Origin of the sequence: Streptomyces sp. NPDC046465, assembly GCF_040646035.1 — a bacterium.
Taxonomy (GTDB): Bacteria; Actinomycetota; Actinomycetes; order Streptomycetales; family Streptomycetaceae; genus Streptomyces.
In genome coordinates this window covers 106,066-127,509 of record NZ_JBEYZK010000001.1, presented here as the reverse complement: position 1 = coordinate 127,509, position 21,444 = coordinate 106,066, and the positions used below count along the sequence as shown (strand labels likewise).

Here is a 21,444-nt window from a genome sequence, read left to right as displayed (position 1 = left end):
GCTGGGGGCATGGCGCTGTGGAACGTGATGTACCAGGACTGGCAGATGGAATGCTGCGGCAAGCCGTTCCGGGTGGGGGACCGAGTGGCGTGGCCGCTCCTCATCGACGTGGACGAGCGGGGCCGCGAGTGGCGATCCGAGCTCAGCGAGATCGAGGGCCCGGTGGAGTCGGCGGGCGGCGGCCCCGTGGTGTGTGTCGACGGGGTGACGGTCCCGTGGACGGGCGAGGGCTCGTGGCCTCCCCGGCTGCGTCTCAGGGGGCTGCTGTGCGTGGAACGGCACGGGGGGAAGTGGCCGGAGACGGTGGGAGTGGTGCGGGGCATCCAGATCGTCGAGCAGGGCTACGTGGATGCGGAACGGGTGGCGGGGGAACGGTGGCTGCGCCCGGTGGAGGCATGCCCGAAGTGGTTCAAGCGGGCGGTGTCGACGGGGACCCGGAAGGGCCGGGAGTACCGCAGGGACGAGACGGGCGTGCTGATTTCGCTGGAGGTGGAGGTGGAGGTGGAGGCGGGGTAGGAGGCGGAGGCAGGAGGCGGGGTGGGCCGGAGGTAGGAGGCGGGGTGGGCCGGAGGTAGGAGGCGGGGTGGGACCGCCTTGAGGGACGCTCATGCCCCCCGCCCCGCCGTACAGGGACAATAGGCCAGTGCGATACCGCCTCCTCGGCTCGACCCGAGCCACCCGCCCCGACGGAACCCCCGTCCCCGTCGGCGGCGCCCGCCTCCGCGCCCTCCTGACGGCCCTCGCCCTCCGCGCAGGCCACACCGCGCCCGCCCAGGCCCTGGTCGACGAGGTGTGGACCGCGGGGCCGCCCGCCGACGCGGCGGGGGCGCTGCAGGCGTTGGTCGGCCGGCTCCGCAGGGCCCTCGGCGCGGACGCCGTCGTCTCGGTGGACGGCGGGTACCGGCTCCGCGCGAGCCCGGACGACGTGGACGTGTTCCGGTTCGACCGCCTTGTGACCGACGCGGGCCGCGCCCTCGCGGACGCCGACCCGGCGAAGGCGGCCGTACTCCTGGACGACGCGCTCGCCCTGTGGACGGGCGAACCCCTCGCCGACCTGCCGGAGCACACCGCGGAAGCGGCCCGCTGGCATGCGAGGCACCTCGACGCCCGCCGCGCGAGGGTGACCGCGGCCCTCGCCCTCGGCCGGGCGGAGCAGGCGCTGCCCGAGCTCGCCGAGCTCTGCGACGCGCACCCTCTCGACGAGCCGCTGCAGGCCCTGCGGCTGCGCGCGCTGCGCGACACGGGCCGTCCGGCGGAAGCCCTCGCCGCGTACGACGGCGTACGGCGTGGCATCGCGGACCGGCTCGGCGTCGACCCAGGGCCCGAACTGCGGGCCCTGCACGAGGAGTTGCTGCGGGAGCCCCCGCCCCGCCCGCGCACACCGGGAAACCTCAGGGCCAGGCTCACGTCCTTCGTCGGCCGGGAGGACGACATCGACGCGCTGCGGGGCGACCTCGCGCACGCCCGCCTCGTCACCCTGCTCGGACCGGGCGGCTCCGGCAAGACGCGGCTGTCGCAGGAGGTCGCCGAGGCGGTCGCCGCCGGTGCCCCCGACGGGGTGTGGCTCGCGGAGCTCGCGCCGGTCGAGGACGCCGTCGACGTACCCGCGGCCGTGCTCACCGCGCTCGGCGCCCGCGAGACCGTGCTGCGGGGCGCCGGTGCCGAGGAATTGCGGGCCATTTCGGAGCACCACGGCGAGGACCCCGTCGCCCGGCTCGTCGAGCACTGCGCCGCGCGGCGCATGCTGATCGTCCTGGACAACTGCGAGCACGTCATCGAGGCGGCCGCCCGCCTCGCCGACGAGCTCCTCGCCCGCTGTCCGGGCCTGACGGTCCTCGCGACCAGCCGCGAACCCCTCGGCGTACCGGGGGAGTTGCTGCGCCCCGTGGAGCCGCTGCCCGAGCCGGTCGCGCTGCGGCTCTTCGCGGACCGCGGCGCCGCCGCCCTGCCGGGGTTCACCGTCGACGGCGACCCGGCGGCGGCCGCCGAGATCTGCCGCCGTCTCGACGGACTGCCGCTCGCCATCGAACTGGCCGCCGCCCGGCTGCGGATGCTCACCCCGCGCCAGATCGCCGACCGCCTCGACGACCGCTTCCGGCTGCTGACCAGCGGCGCCCGTACGGTGCTGCCCCGCCAGCAGACCCTGCGGGCCGTCGTCGACTGGTCCTGGGACCTGCTCGACGAGGCCGAACGCGCGGTGCTTCGCCGTCTCTCGGTCTTCGCCGGAGGCTGCGATCTGAGGGCGGCGGAAGAGGTGTGCGGGGCGGCCGGGGGCGCGTCCGACGTGGCCGGTGTGCTGGGCTCGCTCGTCGACAAGTCCCTGGTCGTCGCGGCGCCTTCGCCGACGTCCGACGGCGGCATGCGTTACCGGCTCCTGGAGACCGTCGCGGAGTACGCGGGCGAGCGCCTCGACGAGGCGGGCGACCGGGGCGAGGCCGGGCGCGCGCACCTCGTGCACTACCGGGAGGTCGCAAGGACCACCGATCCCGAGCTGCGCGGCAGGGGCCAGCACGCGGCCGTGGAGCGCCTGGAGGCCGAGTACGAGAACCTGCGCACCGCCCTGCGGCACGCGATCGCCGCGCGGGACGAGCAGGAGGCGCTCTGTCTCGTCCTGTCCCTCTGCTGGTACTGGCAGATCCGCGGCCTGCGCATGGAGACCCGCAACTGGGCCGGCGAGGTCATGGCGCTCGGCCCCGATCCCTTCGCCCCGCCCGTCGCCCCGGCGCCCCCGATGTACGAGCCGTGCACGGCCGCGCCCCCGCCGATGAGCCCCGAGGTCCTGATGGAGGCCCGCCGCGGGGCGCACCTGCTCCACCTGTCCTGCATGGACATGGACGTGCGGGACTGGCAGGCGGCGGAGGCGGAGGAGAAGATGCGCGGCATCAGGGCCGCGTACCGGCCGGGACTGCCGCAGACCTGCCGGACGCCCGGCAACCTCTGGTTCTTCGCGGTGATGCTCGGCGGCGACATGGAGATGCTGCGCGTCACCATCGACGAGACCGTCGAGGCCTGCCGCGAGTTCGGCTACGAGTGGGAGCTCGCCGCCGCCCTGCAGATGCGCGCCAACCTGCTCGCCAACCGCACCGACTGGTCGGGCGACGCCATCCGTGACGCGGACGAGGCGCTGCGCGTGTTCCAGGGCCTGGGAGATGTGTGGGGCGTCGCCGAGGCGCTCTCCGCGCGCGGCGAGGCGCGAGAGCGGCGGGGCGAACTGGCGCTGGCAGCACAGGACTTCAGGGCAGCCGTGGAGTATGCCGAACAGGTCGGCGCGCAGGCCCAGGTGGTTCTGCTCAAGGCGCGTCTCGGCTCGCTCCTGACGGACGCGCCGGAGCGGACGGACGACTTCGCGCGGGGCGAGGCGATGCTGCGGGAGGTCATCGAGAACCCCGGCCGCCAGCACGCGGGCGAGGCCATGCCCGCCGCCCGGATGTTCCTCACGTACGCGCTCGGCCGCACCGGCCGCATCGCCGAGGCGCGCGAGCATCTGCGGCTGCTCCGCCTGGAGTTCAACCCCATCGGCTACGCGGTGTTCGACAGTGCGGTGCTCGGCCTCACGGCCTGGCTCGACGCGCTGGAGGGGCGGTACGCCGAGAGCGTCGCCCGCGTGGGCGATGCCTTCGAGAAGGCCCTCGACCCGCTCTCGCGGATGGTCGCCCCGCAGATGGTCTCCGTCCATCTGTGGATCGCCGCTCTCGCCCTGTCCCAGGCCGCCGACGGCGCCCGTGCGGACGACGCGGCGCGGCTCCTCGGCGTCGCCGACCGGGAGCTGCCGCCGGCGCATATCGCGAGCACGATGGAGCGGGGCGTCCGCGAGGACGCGGAGCGGCTGTCCCGTGCGGTGCTGGGCGGCGCCGCGTACGCATCGGCGTACGCGCAGGGCGGCGGCCTCTCCCTGGAGGAGGCCGCCGCCCTGTGCACCGCGTGAGGTCGTGGTCAGTCGTGATCAGTCCGTCGCGATCAGTCCGTCGTGGTCAGTTCGTCGTGATCAGTTCTTCGTGCGGAACTTGTGGATCGCGATCGGCGCCATCACCAGCGTGAGCCCCACCGACCAGCCGACCGTCACCCACAGGTCGTGCGCGACCGGGCCGCCGACCATCAGGCCGCGCGCGGAGTCCGCGAGCGCGGAGAGCGGGTTGTAGTCGGTGAAGCCCTGCAGCCAGCCCGGCATCGACTGGGTCGGCGCGAAGATCGACGAGCCGAACTGCAGCGGCATCAGGACCAGGAAGCCCATCGCCTGGACGGACTGGGCGCTCTTCATCGAGACGCCGAGCACCAGGAAGATCCACATGATGGACGTGCCGAACAGGGCGGAGAGGCCCACGGCGGCGAAGAGTCCGCCCCAGTTGGTGATGTCGAAGCCCACCAGGACACCGACGATCATCATGATCGTCGTCGCGATGAGCAGCCGCATCAGCTCCACCACGATCTTGGCGAAGAGGACCGAGCCCTGGCCGATCGGCAGGGTCCGGAAGCGGTCCATGATGCCGTTCTGGAAGTCCTGGTTGAAGCCGGTGCCGACGGCCATGGCGATGTTCATGCTCATCATCGCCATCATGCCGGGCACCACATACTGCACGTACTGGTCCTGACCGCCGCCGAGCGCCTGCCCGATCGAACCGCCGAAGACGTACACGAACAGGAGGGTGAAGACGATCGGCATCAGGACCGCGTCGAACATCGACTCCGGGTCCTGCCGGATCCAGAGCAGATTTCGGCGGACCAGGGCGCCGGTGTGCCGGACGTGGCCGCGCAGTCCGATGCGGGCGTCGGCCGCCCCCGGCTTGAGGGGGGCCGCGAGAGTGGTGGCGCTCATACGGCGACCTCCTCGAGTTCGTTTTCGCTGGGGCGGGCGTCCTGCGGAGCACTGGCCTTCTGGCCGGTGATCGACAGGAACACCTCGTCCAGGCTGGGCAGTTCGGTGGCTATGGAGCCGATCGTGATGCCGCGCGCGGTGACCGCGCCGACCACGGCGGTGAGCTGCTCGTCGCTGAGGATCGGCACCAGGACCGTGCCGGACTCGGCGTCCACCGTGGAGGTGGCGATGCCGGTCAGGCCGAGGTCGTCGAGCGCGTTCGCCAGCGGGCGCAGCTCCAGCGGGTCGGCCGGGCGGACCCGCAGGGTGCGGCCGCCGACCTTCGCCTTGAGCTCGTCGATGCCGCCGTTGGCGATGACCTTGCCGCGGTCGATGACGGTCAGCTCGGAGGCCAGCTGCTCGGCCTCCTCCATGTACTGGGTGGTGAGCAGCACGGTCACGCCGTCGCCGACCATGCGCTTGACCTCGGCCCACACCTCGTTACGGGTACGGGGGTCGAGGCCGGTCGTCGGCTCGTCCAGGTAGAGGACGGCCGGGCTGCCGATCATCGACGCGGCGAGGTCGAGGCGGCGGCGCATACCGCCGGAGTACGTGCTCGCGGGGCGCTTGGCGGCCTCGGTGAGGGAGAACCGCTCGAGGAGGCCGTCGGCGCGGGACCTGGACTCCTTGCGGGACAGGTCGAGCAGGCGCCCGATCATGTAGAGGTTCTCGCGCCCCGAGAGCTTCTCGTCCACCGACGCGTACTGGCCGGTGAGGCCGATGACGCGGCGGAGTTGGCGGGGCTGGCTCGCCACGTCGTACCCGGCGACGAGGGCCGAGCCCGCGTCCGGGGTGACGAGGGTGGAGAGGCAGCGTACGAGGGTCGTCTTGCCGGCGCCGTTGGGCCCGAGCACGCCGAGGACGGTGCCCTCGCGCACGTCGAGGTCCACGCCGTCCAGTGCCTTGGTCTCGCCGTAGTGCTTGACCAGTCCCCTTACGGTGACCGCGCTCCCTGCGCCGCCGGGGTTCATGTCGATTCGCTTCATGCCCTCAAGATGCCAGGTGCCACCGACAAACCACCGACATGCCGCCGACAGCGGGCCTTCGCGGGGGCGTCGGCGGTGTCCTGAACCGCCGCTTCGCGGCGGATGCCGCCCACCCGTTCACCCCGCACCGGACGGGCCTGTAGGGGCCCTTGCCCGCCGCTTCGCGGCGGATGCCGCCCGCCCGTTCACCCCGCACCGGACGGGCCTGTAGGGGCCCTTGCCCGCCGCTTCGCGGCGGATGCCGCCCGCCCGTTCACCCCGCACCGGACGGGGCCGTAGGGGCTCCTGCCCGCCGCTGCGCGGCGATGCCCCCACCCGCCCACCCGTTCACCCCGCACCGGACGGGCCTGTAGGGGCTCCTGCCCGCCGCTGCGCGGCGATGCTCCCACCCACCCGCCCGTTCACCCCGCACCGGACGGGCCTGTAGGGGCTCCTGCCCGCCGCTGCGCGGCGATGCCCCCCACCCACCCACCCGTTTGCCCTGCATCGGACGGGCCTGTAGGAGCTCCTGCTCGCCGCTGCGCGGCGGATGCCCCCGCCCGCCCGTTTGCCCCGCACCGGACGGGACCGTAGGGGCCCTACCCCCACCCTGCGTCGCGGGGCAAACGGGTGGGTGGGTGGGGAGAATCCGCCGCGCAGCGGCGGGCCTGAGACCCACCCGCCCAAGGGCGAGAAGCGACCTGGCCCCATCCACCCGCCCAGACCCACCCGCCCGAGGGCGAGAAGCGGCCCGGCCCCATCCGCCCGCCCAGACCCACTCGCCCGAGGGCGAGGAGAGGCCCGGCCCCAGCCGCCCGTCCAACCGCCCAGGGGCGAGAAAAGGGCAGCCCGCCGACGGGGGAAATCGGCGGGCTGCCATGGTGCCGCGATGGTCGGGAGGGAGGGAGGGCGGGAGGGAGGGAGGGCGGACGGAAGCGATGCCGGTCCGCCCCCACGGCCTCAGTGGACCGCGTGTTCGGGCGCCGGGAACGCCCCGCCCACCACGTCCTCGGCGAACGCCTTGGCCGCGCCGGACATGACGCCCCGCAGGTCCGCGTACTGCTTGACGAAGCGCGGCATCTTCCCGCCGGTCAGGCCCAGCATGTCCGTCCAGACCAGGACCTGCGCGTCGCACGCGGCGCCCGCCCCGATCCCGACGGTCGGGATGTGCAGGGAGCGGGTGACCTCGGCGGCCAGCTCCTCGGGGACCAGCTCGAGGACGACCGCGAACGCGCCCGCGTCCTGTGCCGCCTTGGCGTCGTTCAGGAGCCGGTGGGCGGCCTCGTCGCCGCGGCCCTGCACGCGGTAGCCCATGGTGTTCACGGACTGCGGGGTGAGGCCGAGGTGGGACATGACGGGGATGCCGGACTGGACGAGCAACTCGGTCTGCGCCAGGGAGCGTTCGCCGCCCTCCAGCTTCACCGCGCCGACGCCCGCCTCCTTCACGAGCCGGGTGGCCGAGCGGAGCGCCTGGACCGGGCCCTCCTGGTACGAGCCGAACGGCAGGTCGCCGACGACTAGGGCGCGCGAGGTGCCCCGTACGACCGCGGCCGACAGCATGGTGATCTCGTCGAGGGTGACGGGCACGGTCGTCTCGTACCCGAGGTGGCAGTTGCCCGCCGAGTCGCCGACGAGCATGACGGGGATGCCCGCCTCGTCGAAGACGGACGCGGTCATCGCGTCGTAGGCGGTGAGCATGGGCCACTTCTCGCCGCGTTCCTTGGCGGCGTTGATGTCGCGCACAGTGATGCGCCGGGTGCCCTTGCCGCCGTACAGCGCTTTGCTGCTGTCGGGGCTCCGCGGGGCGTCGGCACTCTTCTGGGCAGCCGAAAGCTGCGTCATCGCAACGGCTCCTTCTGTCATCTCGAGGCACCCTGACGGCGTCCCCGGATCACCTCCATGGTGGCATCACGCACCCGTTCGAAGCTAGTGCGGCGCTCGACGAGCCACGCTTGACGAGCCCTTCGGCAAAGATTTGGCCAGCCACCCCCCAAGGCCTTTTCAATACGAGACGGTCTCGTATCGAAATGGGTCTAGGGTGAGGGGCATGTCTTCCCCCGCCATGCCCACCCCGACCCGGATCCCGGAAGCCGTCCACCGGCGCCGCTGGGTGATCCTCGGGGTGCTGATGCTCAGCCTTCTGATCGTGGTGCTCGACAACTCGATCCTGAACGTCGCCATCAAGACGATCTCCACCCCCGCACCGACCGGTCTCGGCGCCACCCAGAGCGAGCTGGAGTGGGCGATCAACGCCTACACGCTCGTCTTCGCGGGCCTGCTCTTCACCGCGGGCCTGCTCGGTGACCGGCTCGGCCGCAAGAAGGTCCTGCTCGGCGGCCTCGTCGTCTTCGGCATCGGCTCCGCGCTCGCCGCGATGTCCGGCTCGCCCGTCCAGCTCATCGCGTTCCGCGCGGTCATGGGCCTCGGCGCCGCCTTCGTGATGCCGGCCACCCTCGCCGTCCTGATGAACGTCTTCGAGCGCGACGAACAGCCCAAGGCCATCGGCATCTGGGCGGGCGGCGTCGGCCTCGCCATCGCCATCGGACCCATCACCGGTGGCGTGCTGCTCGACCACTTCTGGTGGGGCTCGGTCTTCCTGGTCAACGTGCCGATCGTGCTCATCGCCCTGGCCCTGATGGTCTGGCTCGTGCCCGACTCCCGCGACCCCGAGCCCGGCCGCATCGACCTCTTCGGTGTCGCGCTCTCCGTCGTCGGCCTTGTCCTGCTCGTCTACGGCATCATCAAGGGCGGCCAGCTCGCCGACTTCACCGACCCGGCCGTCGTCGGGACCGTCGTCGCGGGAGTCGTCGTACTCGCCGCCTTCGTGCTCTACGAGAAGCGCAGCGACCACCCCTCCATCGACATCGCCTACTTCAAGAACCGCGTCTTCTCGGCGGCGATCTGCGCCATCGCGCTCGTGTTCTTCGCGCTCATGGGCGTGACCTTCTTCTCGGTCTTCTACACCCAGAGCGTGCGGGGCTACTCGCCGCTGCAGACCGGCCTGCTGATGCTGCCGCTGGCCGTGGCGCAGCTCATCTTCGCGCCGCGCGCCCGCCTCGTCGTCGACCGGTTCGGCGTCCGGGCCGTGTGCACCGGCGGGCTGCTCCTGGTGGCGGCGACCCTGACGGCCTTCACGCTCTTCGAGTCCGATACGCCGATCTGGCTCCTCGAGGTCGTCTTCTTCCTGATGGGCACCGGCATGGCGCACATCATGACGCCGACCAGTGTCGTGATCATGCAGGCCCTGCCGCGCGAGAAGGCCGGCTCCGCGTCCGCGCTCAGCAACACCTTCCGGCAGGTCGGCGGCGCCCTCGGCATCGCCGTACTCGGCTCCGTGCTCTCCACGGCGTACCGGGGCGGCGTCGAGGACAAGCTGCACATGCTGCCCGAGGGCGCGCGGCACACCGCGGGCGAGTCCATCGAGGCGACCCTCGGCGTCGCCGCGAAGCTCGGCCCCAGGGGTGAGCCCCTGGTGACGGCGGCCAACGACTCGTTCCTGCACGCCATGCACGTCACGGCGCTGTGCGGCGCGGGCGTCGCCGTGCTCGGCTCAGTGATCGTCTTCCTCTTCCTGCCGGGCCGCGCGCCCCGGGACGAGGGGCCGCAGCAGGAGACGACCGAGCCGGTGGGAGCCGCCGGACGCTGAGGCAGAATCGGCCTCGCAGCCGACGTGGTCGGCCCCGCAGCCGACGTGAGCGAGGGAGAGACGACGTGGTCCACAAAGCCGTGCGGGTCGCGGGCAAGGTCGGCACCGCCGAGGGGGTGCCCGCCGCCCGGGCCGGCCGGGGGCGGCCCCGGAGCGAGGCCGTGGAGCAGGCGATCATCGAGGGCGTCCTCCAGCTCATGGAGGACGGCGTCCCGCTCACCGAGCTCTCCATCGAGCGGATCGCCCGCACGGCCGGCGTCGGCAAGGCCACCATCTACCGGCGCTGGGACGGCAGGGAGGCCCTCTTCGTCGACGTCCTGCGCGTCTTCGAGGAGCCGGACCCCGAACTGCCCGGCACCTCGACGCGCGACGACCTCATCTGCATCCTGGAGAGCCTGCGCCGCCGCGGCCTGACCATGCGCTCCTCGGCCCTGCTGCACAACGTCTTCGCGCAGATGAAGGCCCTGCCCAAGCTGGCCGAGGCCTACCAGGAGATGGTCGTCGCGCCCCGCCGCCGCCGGATACTCGACGTGCTGCGGCAGGGCGTCGCCGATGGGGACCTGCGCGCGGACGTCGACGTGGAGACGGCCAACGACCTCTTCGTGGGGCCCATGCTGCTGCGCACGATCCTGCGGCCCGGCGCCCCGCTCGACGAGAATCTCGCGGAGCGGATCGTCGACACGGTCCTGAGCGGACTTCGCGCCCCGAAGTGACGCCTCGAAGTGACGCCTCGAAGTGACGCCTCGAAGTGACGCCTCGAAGTGACGCCCCGAAGGGACGCCCCGAAGTGACGCGCCGGAGACCGCCGCCGCGCATATGCGCATTTCGTCACAGAGTGCGCTCTCCGTGGCCGATCAGGAACCTGCCGCGCCGCGCCGTTCGTCCTGGAGCCTGTACGGCCGTCGCGAGACGGCAGGGACGACACCCGATCATCGCCTAGGGTTTCAGGGGGCGGGAACAGACGGTGTGCACGGCAGGCAGTGAGGCGACGAGAGCATGGCGCAGGCGTACATGACGGAGACGGGCAGCGGCGGCTCGGGCCCCGAACGTCCGGGATCCCGGCTCCGCCGCCTGCTCGACGGCTGGCGGGGCGACCCGGGCATCTGGCGGCGCGGACTGGTCGTTACGGGTGTCGCGGTCCTCCTCGCCCTGGTGATGCTCTTCCACGCGCAGATCCCGAACAACGTGGGCAACCTCGGCAGCCTGACCGAGACCTTCCTGCCCTGGCTCGGCTTCCTCATCCCGGTGCTGCTCGTCGTCGCGGTGGTCCGCAAGTCCGCCACCGCGCTGATCGCCCTGCTGCTGCCCCTGGTCATCTGGATCGACTCCTTCGGCGGCCTGATCACCGGCAAGTCGGCCACCGGCGGCGACCTGACGGTGGCCACGCACAACGTGAACGCGGACAACCCCGACCCGACCGGCACCGCCCAGGACGTCGCGGCCTCCGGCGCCGACGTGATCGCCCTGGAGGAGCTCACCGCGAACGCCGTCCCCACGTACGAGAAGGCCCTGGCCGGTACGTACAAGTACCACTCGGTGAAGGGCACCGTGGGCCTGTGGAGCAAGTACCCGCTGGCCGACACCAAGCCCGTCGACATCAAGCTGGGCTGGGTCCGTGCGATGCGCACCACGGTGCACACCCCCAAGGGCGACGTCGCCTTCTACGTCGCGCATCTGCCCTCGGTGCGCGTGAAGCTCGACGCGGGCTTCACCGCCAACCAGCGGGACAACAGTGCCGACGCGCTCGGCGAGGCCATCTCCGACGAGAAGACCGGCAAGATCGTCCTCCTCGGCGACCTCAACGGCACCATGAACGACCGCGCCCTGAACGGCGTCACCGCGCAGCTGCGGTCCACGCAGGGCGCGGCGGGCGACGGCTTCGGCTTCAGCTGGCCCGCGTCGTTCCCGATGGCGCGCATCGACCAGATCATGGTCAAGGGCGTCGAGCCGGTCTCCTCCTGGACACTGCCGAAGACGAGCAGCGACCACCTGCCGATCGCGGCGCGGGTCGACCTCTCCTCGTAACGTCCGCGTCGCTCGGTCTTTCCGGCCGCACGGAATACTCGGAGCAAGCGGAATACTCGGAGCAGGCGGAATACTCGGCGGGCGCGGCTTTGTTCCGTACATGAACTTACGGGTTTGCCCCGCGCTGCCCTCCCCCCGTCCCCCCTCCGCCCCCCGGGCTCCCCCTGCTTCCGTAAGAGGTACTTCTTCATGCCCCTGGCCCTGCTCGCCCTCGCCGTGGGCGCCTTCGGCATCGGCACGACCGAGTTCGTGATGATGGGCCTGCTGCCCAACGTCGCCGACGACCTGGACATCTCCATCCCCGTCGCCGGACACCTGGTCTCCGCGTACGCGCTCGGCGTCGTCATCGGCGCCCCGCTGCTCGCCGCCGTGACCGCGAAGCTGCCGCGCCGCCGCGTCCTGATCGGCCTGATGGTGCTCTTCGTGGTCGGCAACGCCCTGTCGGCCGCCGCCCCCGACTACCACCTGCTGATGGCCGCGCGTTTTCTCAGCGGTCTGCCGCACGGCGCCTTCTTCGGCGTCGGCGCGGTCGTCGCCACCGGGCTCGTCGCCCCCGAGCGCAAGGCCCGCTCGGTCTCCCTGATGTTCCTCGGCCTGACCGTCGCCAACATCGTCGGCGTGCCGGTGGCCACGGCCATGGGGCAGCAGCTCGGCTGGCGCGCCACCTTCCTCGCGGTGAGCGCCATCGGGCTCGCGGCCATCGCGGCGCTCGCCCTGCTCGTCCCCGCCGATCACGGCCACGAGAACGCGGTCGGCCTGCGCGGCGAGCTGCGGGCGCTGCGCAGCGTCCCGGTCTGGCTGGCGCTCGGCACGACCGTCGCGGGCTTCGGGGCGCTCTTCTCGGCGTACAGCTACATCACGCCGATGCTCACGGACGCGGCGGGCTACGCCGAGTCCAGCGTCACGCTGCTCCTGGCGCTGTTCGGCGTGGGCGCGACGGCGGGCAACCTGCTCGGCGGGCGCCTCGCCGACCACTCCCTGCGCGGCACGCTCTTCGGCGGGCTCATCGCGCTCGCCGTGGTCCTGGCCTTCTTCCCGCTGCTCATGACCGCCGCGTGGAGCGCGCCGATCGCCGTCTTCCTGCTCGGCATGGCGGCGTTCACGACGGGCTCGCCGCTGCAGCTCATGGTCATGGAGAAGGCGGCCGCCGCCCCCTCGCTCGCCTCGTCCGCGAACCAGGGCGCGTTCAACCTCGCCAACGCGGGTGGCGCCTGGATCGGCGGCCTCGCCCTCGCGGCGGGCTTCGGTGTGACCTCCCCGGCGGTGACCGGCGCGGTCCTCGCGGTGCTCGGCCTCGCGGTGGCGGGCCTGGCGTACGCGGTGGATCTGCGGCGCGGTCCCGTGCCGGGTGCGGAGCGGGTGGTGGCGACGTCGACCGAGCAGCGCCGACCGGCCCACCACTGACACGGGCTCCCACCCACCCGTGCCCCTGCGGTCCAGTCCGGTGCGGGGCAAACGGGTGGGTGGTGGGTGGGAAGAATTCCGCCGCGACGCGGCGGCTCAGTACACCGCCACCCCTCAACTGGAGGCGGTCTCGCGCCAGCGGTTGGTGATGGGCAGGCGGCGGTCCTTGCCGAAGCCCTTCGCGGAGATCTTCGTCCCCGGCGGGTACTGCCGCCGCTTGTATTCGGCGGTGTCGACCATGCGCAGCGTCTTGGTGACGAGCTCCCGGTCGTACCCGGCGGCCACGATCGTGTCGGCGCCCTGGTCGCGGTCGACGTAGAGCTCCAGGATCCCGTCGAGGACCGGGTAGTCGGGCAGCGAGTCCGTGTCGACCTGGTCGGGGCGGAGCTCGGCGCTCGGCGGCTTGCTGATGGAGTTCTCCGGGATCGGCGGCGTCTGCCCCCGCTCCCGCGCCGCGCGGTTGCGCCACTCCGCGAGCCGGAAGATCGCCGTCTTGTAGACGTCCTTGATGGGGCCGTACGCGCCGACGGAGTCGCCGTAGAGCGTCGAATAGCCGACCGCCAGCTCGGACTTGTTGCCCGGCGCGAGCACGATGTGCCCCTCCTGGTTGGAGAGCGCCATCAGCGTCGTGCCGCGCAGCCGCGACTGGAGGTTCTCCTCGGCGACCCCGGTGAGCCCGAGCGACCCCATGTACGCGTCGAACATCGGCGCGATCGGCACGGTGCGGAAGTTGAGGCCGGTGCGGCGGGCCAGCTCCTCCGCGTCGCCGATGGAGTGGTCGGACGAGTAGCGGGACGGCATGGCGACGCCGTACACGTTCTGCGCGCCGAGCGCGTCGCAGGCGATGGCGGCGGTGATCGCCGAGTCGATGCCGCCGGAGAGGCCGATCAGGACGCTGCCGAAACCGTTCTTCGCGGCATACGCGCGCAGCCCCACGACGAGCGCCGAGTACACCTCCTCGTCGTCGTCGAGCCGCTCGGCGTACCCGCCGGTGAGCTCGCCCTCGTACGCGGCGAGGGGCTCCTCCGACAGCGTGACGTGCTCGATGCGCAGCCCGTCGTCCACGACGCCGGACGGCGCCGCGGGCGCGGCGGCAGGCAGCTCCAGGTCGAGCACGACGCAGCCCTCGGAGAACTGCGGGGCGCGCGCGATGACCTCACCGTCCTTGTCGACGACGATCGAGTCGCCGTCGAAGACCAGCTCGTCCTGCCCGCCGATCATCGCGAGGTAGGCGGTGGTGCACCCGGCCTCCTGCGCGCGCTTGCGCACGAGCTCCAGGCGCTCGTCGTCCTTGTTCTGCTCGTACGGCGAGGCGTTGATGGAGAGCAGCAGCCCCGCCCCCGCGCTGCGGGTCGCCGGTACGCGGCCGCCGTCCTGCCAGAGGTCCTCGCAGATGGCGAGCGCGACGTCGACGCCGTGCACGCGCACGACCGGCAGGGTCTCGCCCGGCACGAAGTAGCGGAACTCGTCGAAGACGCCGTAGTTGGGGAGGTGGTGCTTGGAGTAGGTCAGGACGGCCTCGCCGCGGTGCAGGACCGCGCCCGCGTTGCGCGGGGCGCCCGCGGGCTGGCCGAACTTCGGCTTGGCCTCCTCGGTGCGGTCGAGATAGCCGACGACGACCGGCAGCTCCCCGAACCCCTCGTCCCGCAGCCGCACGGCGAGCGCGCGCAGCGCCTCCCGCGAGGCGTGGACGAAGGACGAACGCAGGGCGAGGTCCTCGACGGGATAGCCGGTCAGCACCATCTCGGGGAACGCGACGAGATGCGCCCCCTGCTCGGCGGAGTGCCGGGTCCAGTGGACGATCGCCTCGGCGTTCCCGGCGAGATCGCCGACGGTCGAGTCGATCTGATTCAGAGCGAGGCGTAGTTGAGGCACGCGGCCCAGTGTAATCGTCAGAGCGACGCGATGCCCTGCGGGACGGTGTGGGGCGCCCCACGCGGGGCGCCCCGAAGGCCTTAGCCGCGGTAGCCGAGCACCGTCATCATGCCCGCCTCCGCGTGGTAGACGTTGTGACAGTGGATCATCCACAGGCCCGGGTTGTCCGCCTCGAAGTCCACCGACAGGGTGCCGTTCGGCAGGATGATCGCGGTGTCCTTGCGGGGGCCGTCCGCCACGTTCGCCAGGGTGAAGCTGTGGCCGTGGAGGTGGACCGGGTGCCACATCGTGGTCGCGTTGGCGAAGGTGAGGCGGACCCGCTCGCCCGCGCGGACGGGGTGGCGCTGTCCGGGGGAGTAGGGCTTCTTGTCGAACGCCCAGTCGTACGCGGCCATGCCGCCGGTCAGCCGGAGCTTGATCGTGCGGTCGGGCCTGCGGGCGGGCAGGGCTACGGACTCGTGCGCCCTGAGGCGGTCCGCGGTGAGGAGGCGGCCCGTCAGCTCCTCGGGACGGGCCGAGGCGGACGGCGCGGTGCCGCCGCCCGTGCGAAGCAGCGCCAGGGCCGCCGCCTTCTTGCCCTCGGCCAGCGCGGTCAGCGGGAAGACGCCGTCCTTGGCGGTGACCAGTACGTCGTACCGCTCGCCCATGCCGAGGAGCAGCGCGTCGGTCTTCGCGTGCCGCACGGGAGAGCCGTCCGTGTGCGTCACCGTCATCTCGTGGCCGCCCAGCGCGACGCGGTAGGCCGTGTCGCCGCCCGCGTTGATGATGCGCAGGCGGATGCGGTCGCCGGGGCGGGCGCGGAACTGCGAAGGCGCCGTCGCCGTACGGCCGTTGATGAGGTGGTGGGGGTAGGCGACGTCGCCCGCGTCGCCGCCGAGCAGGTCGCTCTCGGCGCCCATCATCATCCGGGACGGCCCGGACGGCGGCCCCGAAGGCCCCGAAGGTGTCGGCGACGGGGCCTTTCGTGCCGCCGCGTGGGACATGTTCGACATGTCGTGGCCCCCGCCCATGTCGTGGTCGGCCATCCCCTTGCTGAGCTCCGCGAGCACGCCGTCCGGTGTCGAGCCGTCCACTCCGTCGACCCAGTCGTCGAGGACGATCACCCACTCCTTGTCGTACCGCAGGGGCTCCTTCGGGTCGTCGACGATCAAGGGGGCGTACAGGCCGCGGTCCTGCTGGGTGCCGGAGTGCGGGTGGAACCAGTACGTGCCCGGGTCCGGCACCGCGAAGCGGTAGGTGAAGTCCCCTCCGGGGGCGATGGCCTTCTGGGTGAGCCCGGGGACGCCGTCCATGTCGTTGCGCAGGGCGATGCCGTGCCAGTGCAGGGACGTGGCCCGCGGGAGGTGGTTGGCGAGGGTGAGGGCGAGCGTGTCGCCCGCGGTGACCCGGACCTCCTTGCCGGGGAGGCGGTCCCCGTACGCCCAGGTCCTGACCGTGGGGCCGCCGAGGTCGAGCCGCGTCTCCGCGGCCGTCAGCCTGACCTCGCGGACCCGGCCGCCCCGGGCGCGCTTCTTCTCGGCCGCCGCGACCTCCTGGCCCGCCGGATCCACATAGCCTTCGGGACCGGCCGCGCCGCCCCGGCTGTGGCCGCTGTGACCGCTGTGGCCGCTGTGACCGTCGCTCGGCTCCGAGCCGGAGCACGCCGTCAGGATTCCCGTCCCGGCGACGGCCGCCGCCGCGCCGAGCACCGCGCGGCGCGAAGGGGAGTGCGGAGTTTCTTTACGCATGACTGAGTGACACCTCGTCCGATGGTGTGCGTGCAGAGGGCGCGTCTGCTGCTTCCGGTGCGGGTTGGCGCGGGTTGCGCGGGCAGCGCGAAGCAGCCGGTGCGCGGGCCTAGATGCGCAGCACCGACAGGCGGGCGAGAAGTATCCGGAGCGGGGGCGGTTCGGGCCGCGGGGCGTGCCGGAGGCGGCCGGGAGGGGGCAGGTGGGCGAGGGTGCCGCCCGGCCGCAGCAGCCCGGCCCGCACCAGCACGAGGAGTACGAGGAGGGTGAAGGCGCCGAGGACCGCCAGGCACACGGACAGCGGATCCATGCTCATGGCGCCGTGCGGCTCGGGGGCGGACGCGGCCGTCTCCGTGACGGTGGTGCCGGAGTCGGTGGCCGGGCCGAGGACCGCACCGGGCCCCGCGTCGTGCGGGGCGGCGGGCGCCGCGCCCATGTCGTGCCGCATCGGCGCCGACGCGGCGGAGCCACCGCCGTGGCCGCCCTCGTAACCGCTCTCGTGGCCGCCCGACGGATGCCCCAGCGTATGCATGGTCACGATCCCGAGGAGCAGCGCGGCGAGCAGCAGCAACTGCCCGTGTCCCGTACGGCGTCCCGTACGGCGTCCTGTACGGCTCCGCGTCCTCGCCATGCGGGAAACCCTACCCCCACCGGGTATCGGACCGACGTGCGGGCCCCTCGCACTGCGACGATCATGAGCGCATGACGAGTAAGGACGTACCGGTACATACCGGCGAAGGGCTCGAAGGGCTCGAAGGGCAGCTTCCGGAGCCGGACCCCGCCATCCCGCGCCAGTTCATCTCCTGGGTGACGCTCGCCCTCATGACCACCGCGTCCGTGGCCAGCCTGCGCCCCTCGCCGTCGATGGCCATCTACGGACTGGCAGCCGTCTTCCTCTACCTCCTGCCCGCCGTGGTCTTCCTGCTGCCCACCGCCCTCGTCGGCGCCGAGCTCGCCTCCGGGTGGTCCGGCGGCATCTACCGGTGGGTGAGCGAGGCGCTGGGCAAGCCGCTCGGGTTCGTCGCCGTGTGGTGCCAGTTCGCCATGACCATCGCGTACTACCCGAGCCTGCTCGCCTACGTGGCCTCGACGTTCGCGTACGTCATCCACCCGAGCCTCGCCGAGAACGGCCCCTACGTAGCGATCGTCATCGTCGTCATCTACTGGACGGGCGTCTGGGTCACCTGCCGGGGGACCAAAACGGTCGCCGGTCTCTCCTCCCTGGGGCTGATCATCGGCACCCTCATCCCCGGTGTCGTCCTCGTCGTCCTCGGCATCGTCTTCCTGGGGCAGGGCAACGCGTCCGCCGCGCCCATGGACCCCGGCCACTGGCTGCCCCCGTGGACCGGCCTCGCCAGCCTGGTCCTCATCGTCAACAACTTCCTCTCCTACGCGGGCATGGAGATGAACGGCGTCCACGTGTCGTCGCTGCGCCACCCCCGCGCCGAGTACCCGCGCTCGATCTTCCTCGCCACCGGCCTCGTCCTGCTGATCTTCATCCTTCCGGCGCTGGCCATCAGCTGGGTCATGCCGTCGGAGGAACTCAGCCTCACCGCCGGTCTGATGCAGGCCTTCCAGGCGTTCTTCGACCACTTCCACGTCGGCTGGCTGACGAAGGTCGTGGGCGTCATGCTCGTCATGGCCGCGCTCGGCGGCATGCTCACCTGGCTCGCGGGGCCCGCCAAGGGGCTGGTGACGCTGTCCCGGCAGGAGGGCTATCTGCCGCCCTTCCTGCAGAAGTTCAACAAGGCGGGCGTGCCCCGGAACATCATGGTCGCGCAGGGCGTCGTCACCACCCTGATCGGCGTTCTCTACGCCTTCAGCTCCGACGTCTCCAGTGCGTACTGGATGTTTTCCGTCATCACCGTGCAGATCTACCTCATCGCGTACCTGCTGATGTTCGTGGCCGTCGTGCGGCTGCGGACGGTGCGGCCCGAGGTACCGCGGGGCTTCGTGGTGCCCGCGGTGACGCTCGTCGCGTCCGTCGGGTTCGTCGCCTCGCTCGCCGCCCTCGCCATCGGCTTCGTGCCGCCCGACCAGTTCGGCAAGGGCCCGCTGTGGCGCTATCTGCTGATCGTCGGCGGCGGTCTCCTCGTGCTCGGTGTCCTGGCGCCCGCGGCCTTCCTCAAGTACCGCAAACCCGGCTGGATCCATCCCGAGCATCGGTCTGCCCATGTGCCCGAATAGCCTCTCCCGCCCGGCACCGCCCCCGACGACGGCAACCGCCCCCATGGCCCCGCAGCGACCGCGGCCCGCCCTCGCCCGCGTCCTGACGGTCCTTCTGCTGGCCGGTGCCCTCGCGTACACCACCTGGGTGAGCGAGATCTTCCTGCCGACCGGGCTCTCACCCCGCACGGTGTACGTCAGCGCGCTCGCCGCCGAGGACCAGCCGTACGGGACGTTCTTCCGCGCCGCCGATCTGCTTGCCGGGCTCCTCGTCCTCGCGGGCGCGGCGGGCGCGCTGCGGTGGCTGCCGGGCCGGGGGCGGTGGGCCGCGGCGGGCTGGGCCGGGATCGCGCTGTTCGGGGCGGCCACCGCGGCCGACTCGCGGCTGCCGCTGAGCTGCGTGGCGACCGCCGACGCCGGGTGCATCGCGCGGGAGCGGGCGGGCGACGTCCCCTGGACGCACTCCGCGCACGTGGTCAGCAGCGGTCTGGCCGCCACCGCGGCGCTGACCGGCATGGTGCTGCTCACGGCCGTCGCGCGCCGCCACGCCGCCAGCTGGCCGGTACTCGCGCGCACCGGCCCCGCCGTCGTCGCCCTCGAACTGGCCGCCACCTGCTGGACGCTGGCCTCCATCGCCGCGTTCGAAGCCGGGCGGGGCACCTGGGGCCTCGGCATCGGCCAGCGGCTTCAGGTGTTGTTCATCGCGGTCTGGCTCGTGGTCCTCGCACGGTCGCTGATGACGGCCGCGGAGCCGCCCGCCCGGAATCGCTCGTCGGGGACCGGGCGGGGATGACCTTCGTACGGGTACGGGTCGGGGGAGTGCCGCACCACGTCGCGGTGACCGGCAGCGGGCCCGTGTGCGTGCTGAGCGCCGGTCTCGGGCTCGGCTGGTTCGACTGGGACCCGGTGGTGCCGCTCCTCGCCCCGCACCGGACGGTGGTCCGCTTCGACCGGCCGGGCACCGGACTCAGTGGGCACACGCGCGTGGCGCCCACTCTGCGGGGCGAGGCGGAACGGATTCTGCGGGTCCTTGACGCGGTGCTCGACGGGGCGGGGCGCGAGGGTGCGGGGCGCGGCGGCGCGGGACGCGGCGGTGAGCGGGCGACGGTGGTCGGCCACTCGCTCGCCGGTTTCCACGCGGAGGCGTTCGCGCGGCTGTATCCGGAACGTACGGCGGGGCTCGTCCTGGTCGACTCCAGTGTGGAGGAGCGGTCTCGCGGGCTCGTGCCGCTGCCGCGAGGTGCGCGGGTGGCGGGCACGCGCGCGTGCGGGGTGCTGCTCCGCGCGGTGGGGCTGCCGCGGGCGGTGGGGCCCGCGCTGCGGAGGCTGACGGCGCCGACCCCCTGGGCGTGGCTCTACGGGAGCAGCCGGATGTGGCGGGGCGCGCTCATGGAGTACGCGACGTACGGCGACGCGGCGCGTGAACTCGCCGGGCTGCGGCGGGCCCTGCCCCTGCGCGAGGAGGTGCCCGTGACGGTGCTCGCCGCGTACGCCGGGGGTTCGCGGCGCTGGCTCGACCGGCAGCGGGGCCTTGCCGCCGCCCTGGGCGGCACGTACCGCGTGACGTGGCCGTCGGGTCACCTGGTGATGCGGGACCGCCCCGCGGACGTGGCGGCGGCGGTCCTCGCGGGGGCACGGGCCGCCTCCTGAAGCCCCGCACCGCACAGCCGCCCCCGGCTCACCCCTGCGCGCCCCGGACCGGCCGCACGCTCTCCCGGATCACGATGTGCGTGCCCAGGACATGGCGCTCCTGGCCGGTGAGAGGCCCGCCGGAGAGGGCGCGGCGGACCGCCGTGCGGCCCATCTCCTCGGCGGGGATGTGGACGGTCGTCAGGCCGGGGGTGATGTCCCCGGCCACCGGGTCGTCGTTGTAGCCGACCACCGACATGTCCTCCGGGACCCGCAGGCCGTACTCCCGCAGGGCGATGATCGCCGCCGCCGCGGCCCGGTCGTCGCCCGCGAAGACCGCGGTGAAGCGGGGCTTCCCTGCCGCCTCGTCGAGCAGTTCGCGCATCGCCCGGTAGCCGTGGTTCTGTCCGAAGCCGGTCCCGTGCAGGATGGCTTCGCCGCGGGGCACCCCGTGGTCGTCGAGCGCCCGGAGGTAACCGGCGAGACGGTCCTCGCCGGTGGTGTTGCCGGGCTCGTAGCCGAGCAGGGCGATCCGGCGGTGTCCTGCGCCCAGGAGGTGGCTGGTGACGGCGTGCGCGCCCGCTTCGTTGTCGTACTCGACGACCAGCGCGGGCATGTCGGGCGTCGGCGCGGGGCGCCCGCACAGCACGAGCCGGGAGCCCGCCGCCGCGAGCGCCTCCGCGTACCGCGCCATCCGCTGCCGGTACTCGTCGTCCTGGACGGCGCCGCCCACCAGCATGACGGCCTCCGCGGCCTGCTCGCGCATCATCTGCACCAGCGCCAGCTCGCGGGCCGGATCGCTGCCCGTGGACGCGACGAGGGTGAGGCGGCCGCGCTGGGCGGCCTCCACCTCTACGCCCTGGGCGACCTGCGCGTAGAAGGCCCCCACCACGTCGTACATGAGGACCGCGATCGTCTTGCGGCCCGCGCCGGCCAACGCGCGCGCGTGCGCGTTGGCGACGTAGTCCAGGTCCTTGACCGCCCGCAGCACCTTGGCGCGCGACGCCGTGGACGTCGGGTAGTTGCCCGCGAGGACCCGCGAGACGGTCGCTACCGAGACGCCCGCGCGCGCGGCCACCTCGCGGATGGTGACCCGCTCACCCACTGTGTCTCCCTCACCCGGCCGTCGGCCGGCCCTTGATCGCCCGGCAGCCA

Annotated in this window: 16 protein-coding genes; 9 read left to right on the top strand and 7 right to left on the bottom strand. The window is 72.8% G+C overall.

Going from position 1 to position 21,444, the window contains the following annotated elements; all coding sequences use genetic code 11:
* Positions 1-9 precede the first annotated feature (9 nt).
* Together ABZ953_RS00560 and ABZ953_RS00555 are read left to right on the top strand one after the other, a co-directional pair.
* Entirely contained in the window at positions 10-516 is a 507-nt protein-coding gene (locus ABZ953_RS00560; protein WP_361714358.1) for a DUF6578 domain-containing protein, read from the top strand.
* A 91-nt stretch (positions 517-607) separates the two neighbouring features.
* Complete coding sequence (locus tag ABZ953_RS00555) at positions 608-3,925, top strand: BTAD domain-containing putative transcriptional regulator (RefSeq protein WP_361714355.1); 3,318 nt, start codon at positions 608-610, stop codon at positions 3,923-3,925.
* A gap of 60 nt (positions 3,926-3,985) precedes the next feature.
* Here the strand turns inward: ABZ953_RS00555 and ABZ953_RS00550 are convergent, their stop codons facing one another.
* The 3 genes from ABZ953_RS00550 to panB all read right to left on the bottom strand — a co-directional run bounded on the left by ABZ953_RS00550 (position 3,986) and on the right by panB (position 7,659).
* Positions 3,986-4,813, bottom strand: coding sequence for an ABC transporter permease (locus ABZ953_RS00550; RefSeq protein WP_361714352.1), 828 nt, complete (start codon positions 4,811-4,813; stop codon positions 3,986-3,988).
* Entirely contained in the window at positions 4,810-5,838 is a 1,029-nt protein-coding gene (locus tag ABZ953_RS00545; RefSeq protein WP_361714349.1) for an ATP-binding cassette domain-containing protein, read from the bottom strand. The genes ABZ953_RS00550 and ABZ953_RS00545 overlap by 4 nt, the downstream gene beginning before the upstream one ends.
* A gap of 939 nt (positions 5,839-6,777) precedes the next feature.
* Positions 6,778-7,659, bottom strand: a complete 882-nt coding sequence (gene panB / locus ABZ953_RS00540; protein ID WP_361714346.1) for a 3-methyl-2-oxobutanoate hydroxymethyltransferase — start codon at positions 7,657-7,659, stop codon at positions 6,778-6,780.
* Between the two features lie 205 nt (positions 7,660-7,864).
* Here panB and ABZ953_RS00535 point away from each other — a divergent pair, with 205 nt between their 5' ends.
* From ABZ953_RS00535 to ABZ953_RS00520, 4 genes are all read left to right on the top strand, one after another.
* Positions 7,865-9,463, top strand: a complete 1,599-nt coding sequence (locus ABZ953_RS00535; protein WP_361714343.1) for an MFS transporter — start codon at positions 7,865-7,867, stop codon at positions 9,461-9,463.
* 116 nt (positions 9,464-9,579) lie between these two features.
* Entirely contained in the window at positions 9,580-10,176 is a 597-nt protein-coding gene (locus tag ABZ953_RS00530) for a TetR/AcrR family transcriptional regulator (protein ID WP_361715574.1), read from the top strand.
* 283 nt (positions 10,177-10,459) lie between these two features.
* Complete coding sequence (locus ABZ953_RS00525) at positions 10,460-11,488, top strand: endonuclease/exonuclease/phosphatase family protein (RefSeq protein ID WP_361714340.1); 1,029 nt, start codon at positions 10,460-10,462, stop codon at positions 11,486-11,488.
* Between the two features lie 189 nt (positions 11,489-11,677).
* Positions 11,678-12,892 carry an MFS transporter gene (locus tag ABZ953_RS00520; RefSeq protein WP_361714337.1) on the top strand — a complete coding sequence of 405 codons (1,215 nt, stop codon included), beginning with the start codon at positions 11,678-11,680 and terminating at the stop codon, positions 12,890-12,892.
* Positions 12,893-13,006: 114 nt separating this feature from the next.
* Here the strand turns inward: ABZ953_RS00520 and ABZ953_RS00515 are convergent, their stop codons facing one another.
* From ABZ953_RS00515 to ABZ953_RS00505, 3 genes are all read right to left on the bottom strand, one after another.
* Entirely contained in the window at positions 13,007-14,767 is a 1,761-nt protein-coding gene (locus ABZ953_RS00515) for an NAD+ synthase (RefSeq protein WP_361714334.1), read from the bottom strand.
* 80 nt (positions 14,768-14,847) lie between these two features.
* On the bottom strand, positions 14,848-16,494 hold the full coding sequence (locus tag ABZ953_RS00510) for a multicopper oxidase family protein (RefSeq protein ID WP_361714331.1): 1,647 nt from the start codon (positions 16,492-16,494) through the stop codon (positions 14,848-14,850).
* Between the two features lie 109 nt (positions 16,495-16,603).
* The gene (locus ABZ953_RS00505; RefSeq protein ID WP_361714328.1) at positions 16,604-17,125 is read right to left on the bottom strand and encodes a hypothetical protein; all 522 of its coding nucleotides are present in this window, start codon (positions 17,123-17,125) and stop codon (positions 16,604-16,606) included.
* 71 nt (positions 17,126-17,196) lie between these two features.
* On the opposite strand from ABZ953_RS00505, the gene ABZ953_RS00500 reads away from it, so the two are divergent.
* Genes ABZ953_RS00500 through ABZ953_RS00490 form a run of 3 tightly spaced genes read left to right on the top strand, consistent with a single transcriptional unit; the run spans position 17,197 to position 20,310 of the window.
* Positions 17,197-18,681, top strand: a complete 1,485-nt coding sequence (locus ABZ953_RS00500; RefSeq protein ID WP_361714325.1) for an APC family permease — start codon at positions 17,197-17,199, stop codon at positions 18,679-18,681.
* Positions 18,682-18,724: 43 nt separating this feature from the next.
* Positions 18,725-19,453: a DUF998 domain-containing protein gene (locus ABZ953_RS00495; RefSeq protein ID WP_361714322.1), complete on the top strand. Its 729-nt coding sequence runs from the start codon at positions 18,725-18,727 to the stop codon at positions 19,451-19,453.
* Complete coding sequence (locus tag ABZ953_RS00490; RefSeq protein ID WP_361714319.1) at positions 19,450-20,310, top strand: alpha/beta hydrolase; 861 nt, start codon at positions 19,450-19,452, stop codon at positions 20,308-20,310. The genes ABZ953_RS00495 and ABZ953_RS00490 overlap by 4 nt, the downstream gene beginning before the upstream one ends.
* 28 nt (positions 20,311-20,338) lie before the next feature.
* On the opposite strand, the gene ABZ953_RS00485 is transcribed toward ABZ953_RS00490, so the two are convergent.
* Positions 20,339-21,394: a LacI family DNA-binding transcriptional regulator gene (locus ABZ953_RS00485; RefSeq protein WP_361714316.1), complete on the bottom strand. Its 1,056-nt coding sequence runs from the start codon at positions 21,392-21,394 to the stop codon at positions 20,339-20,341.
* Positions 21,395-21,444: the final 50 nt, after the last annotated feature.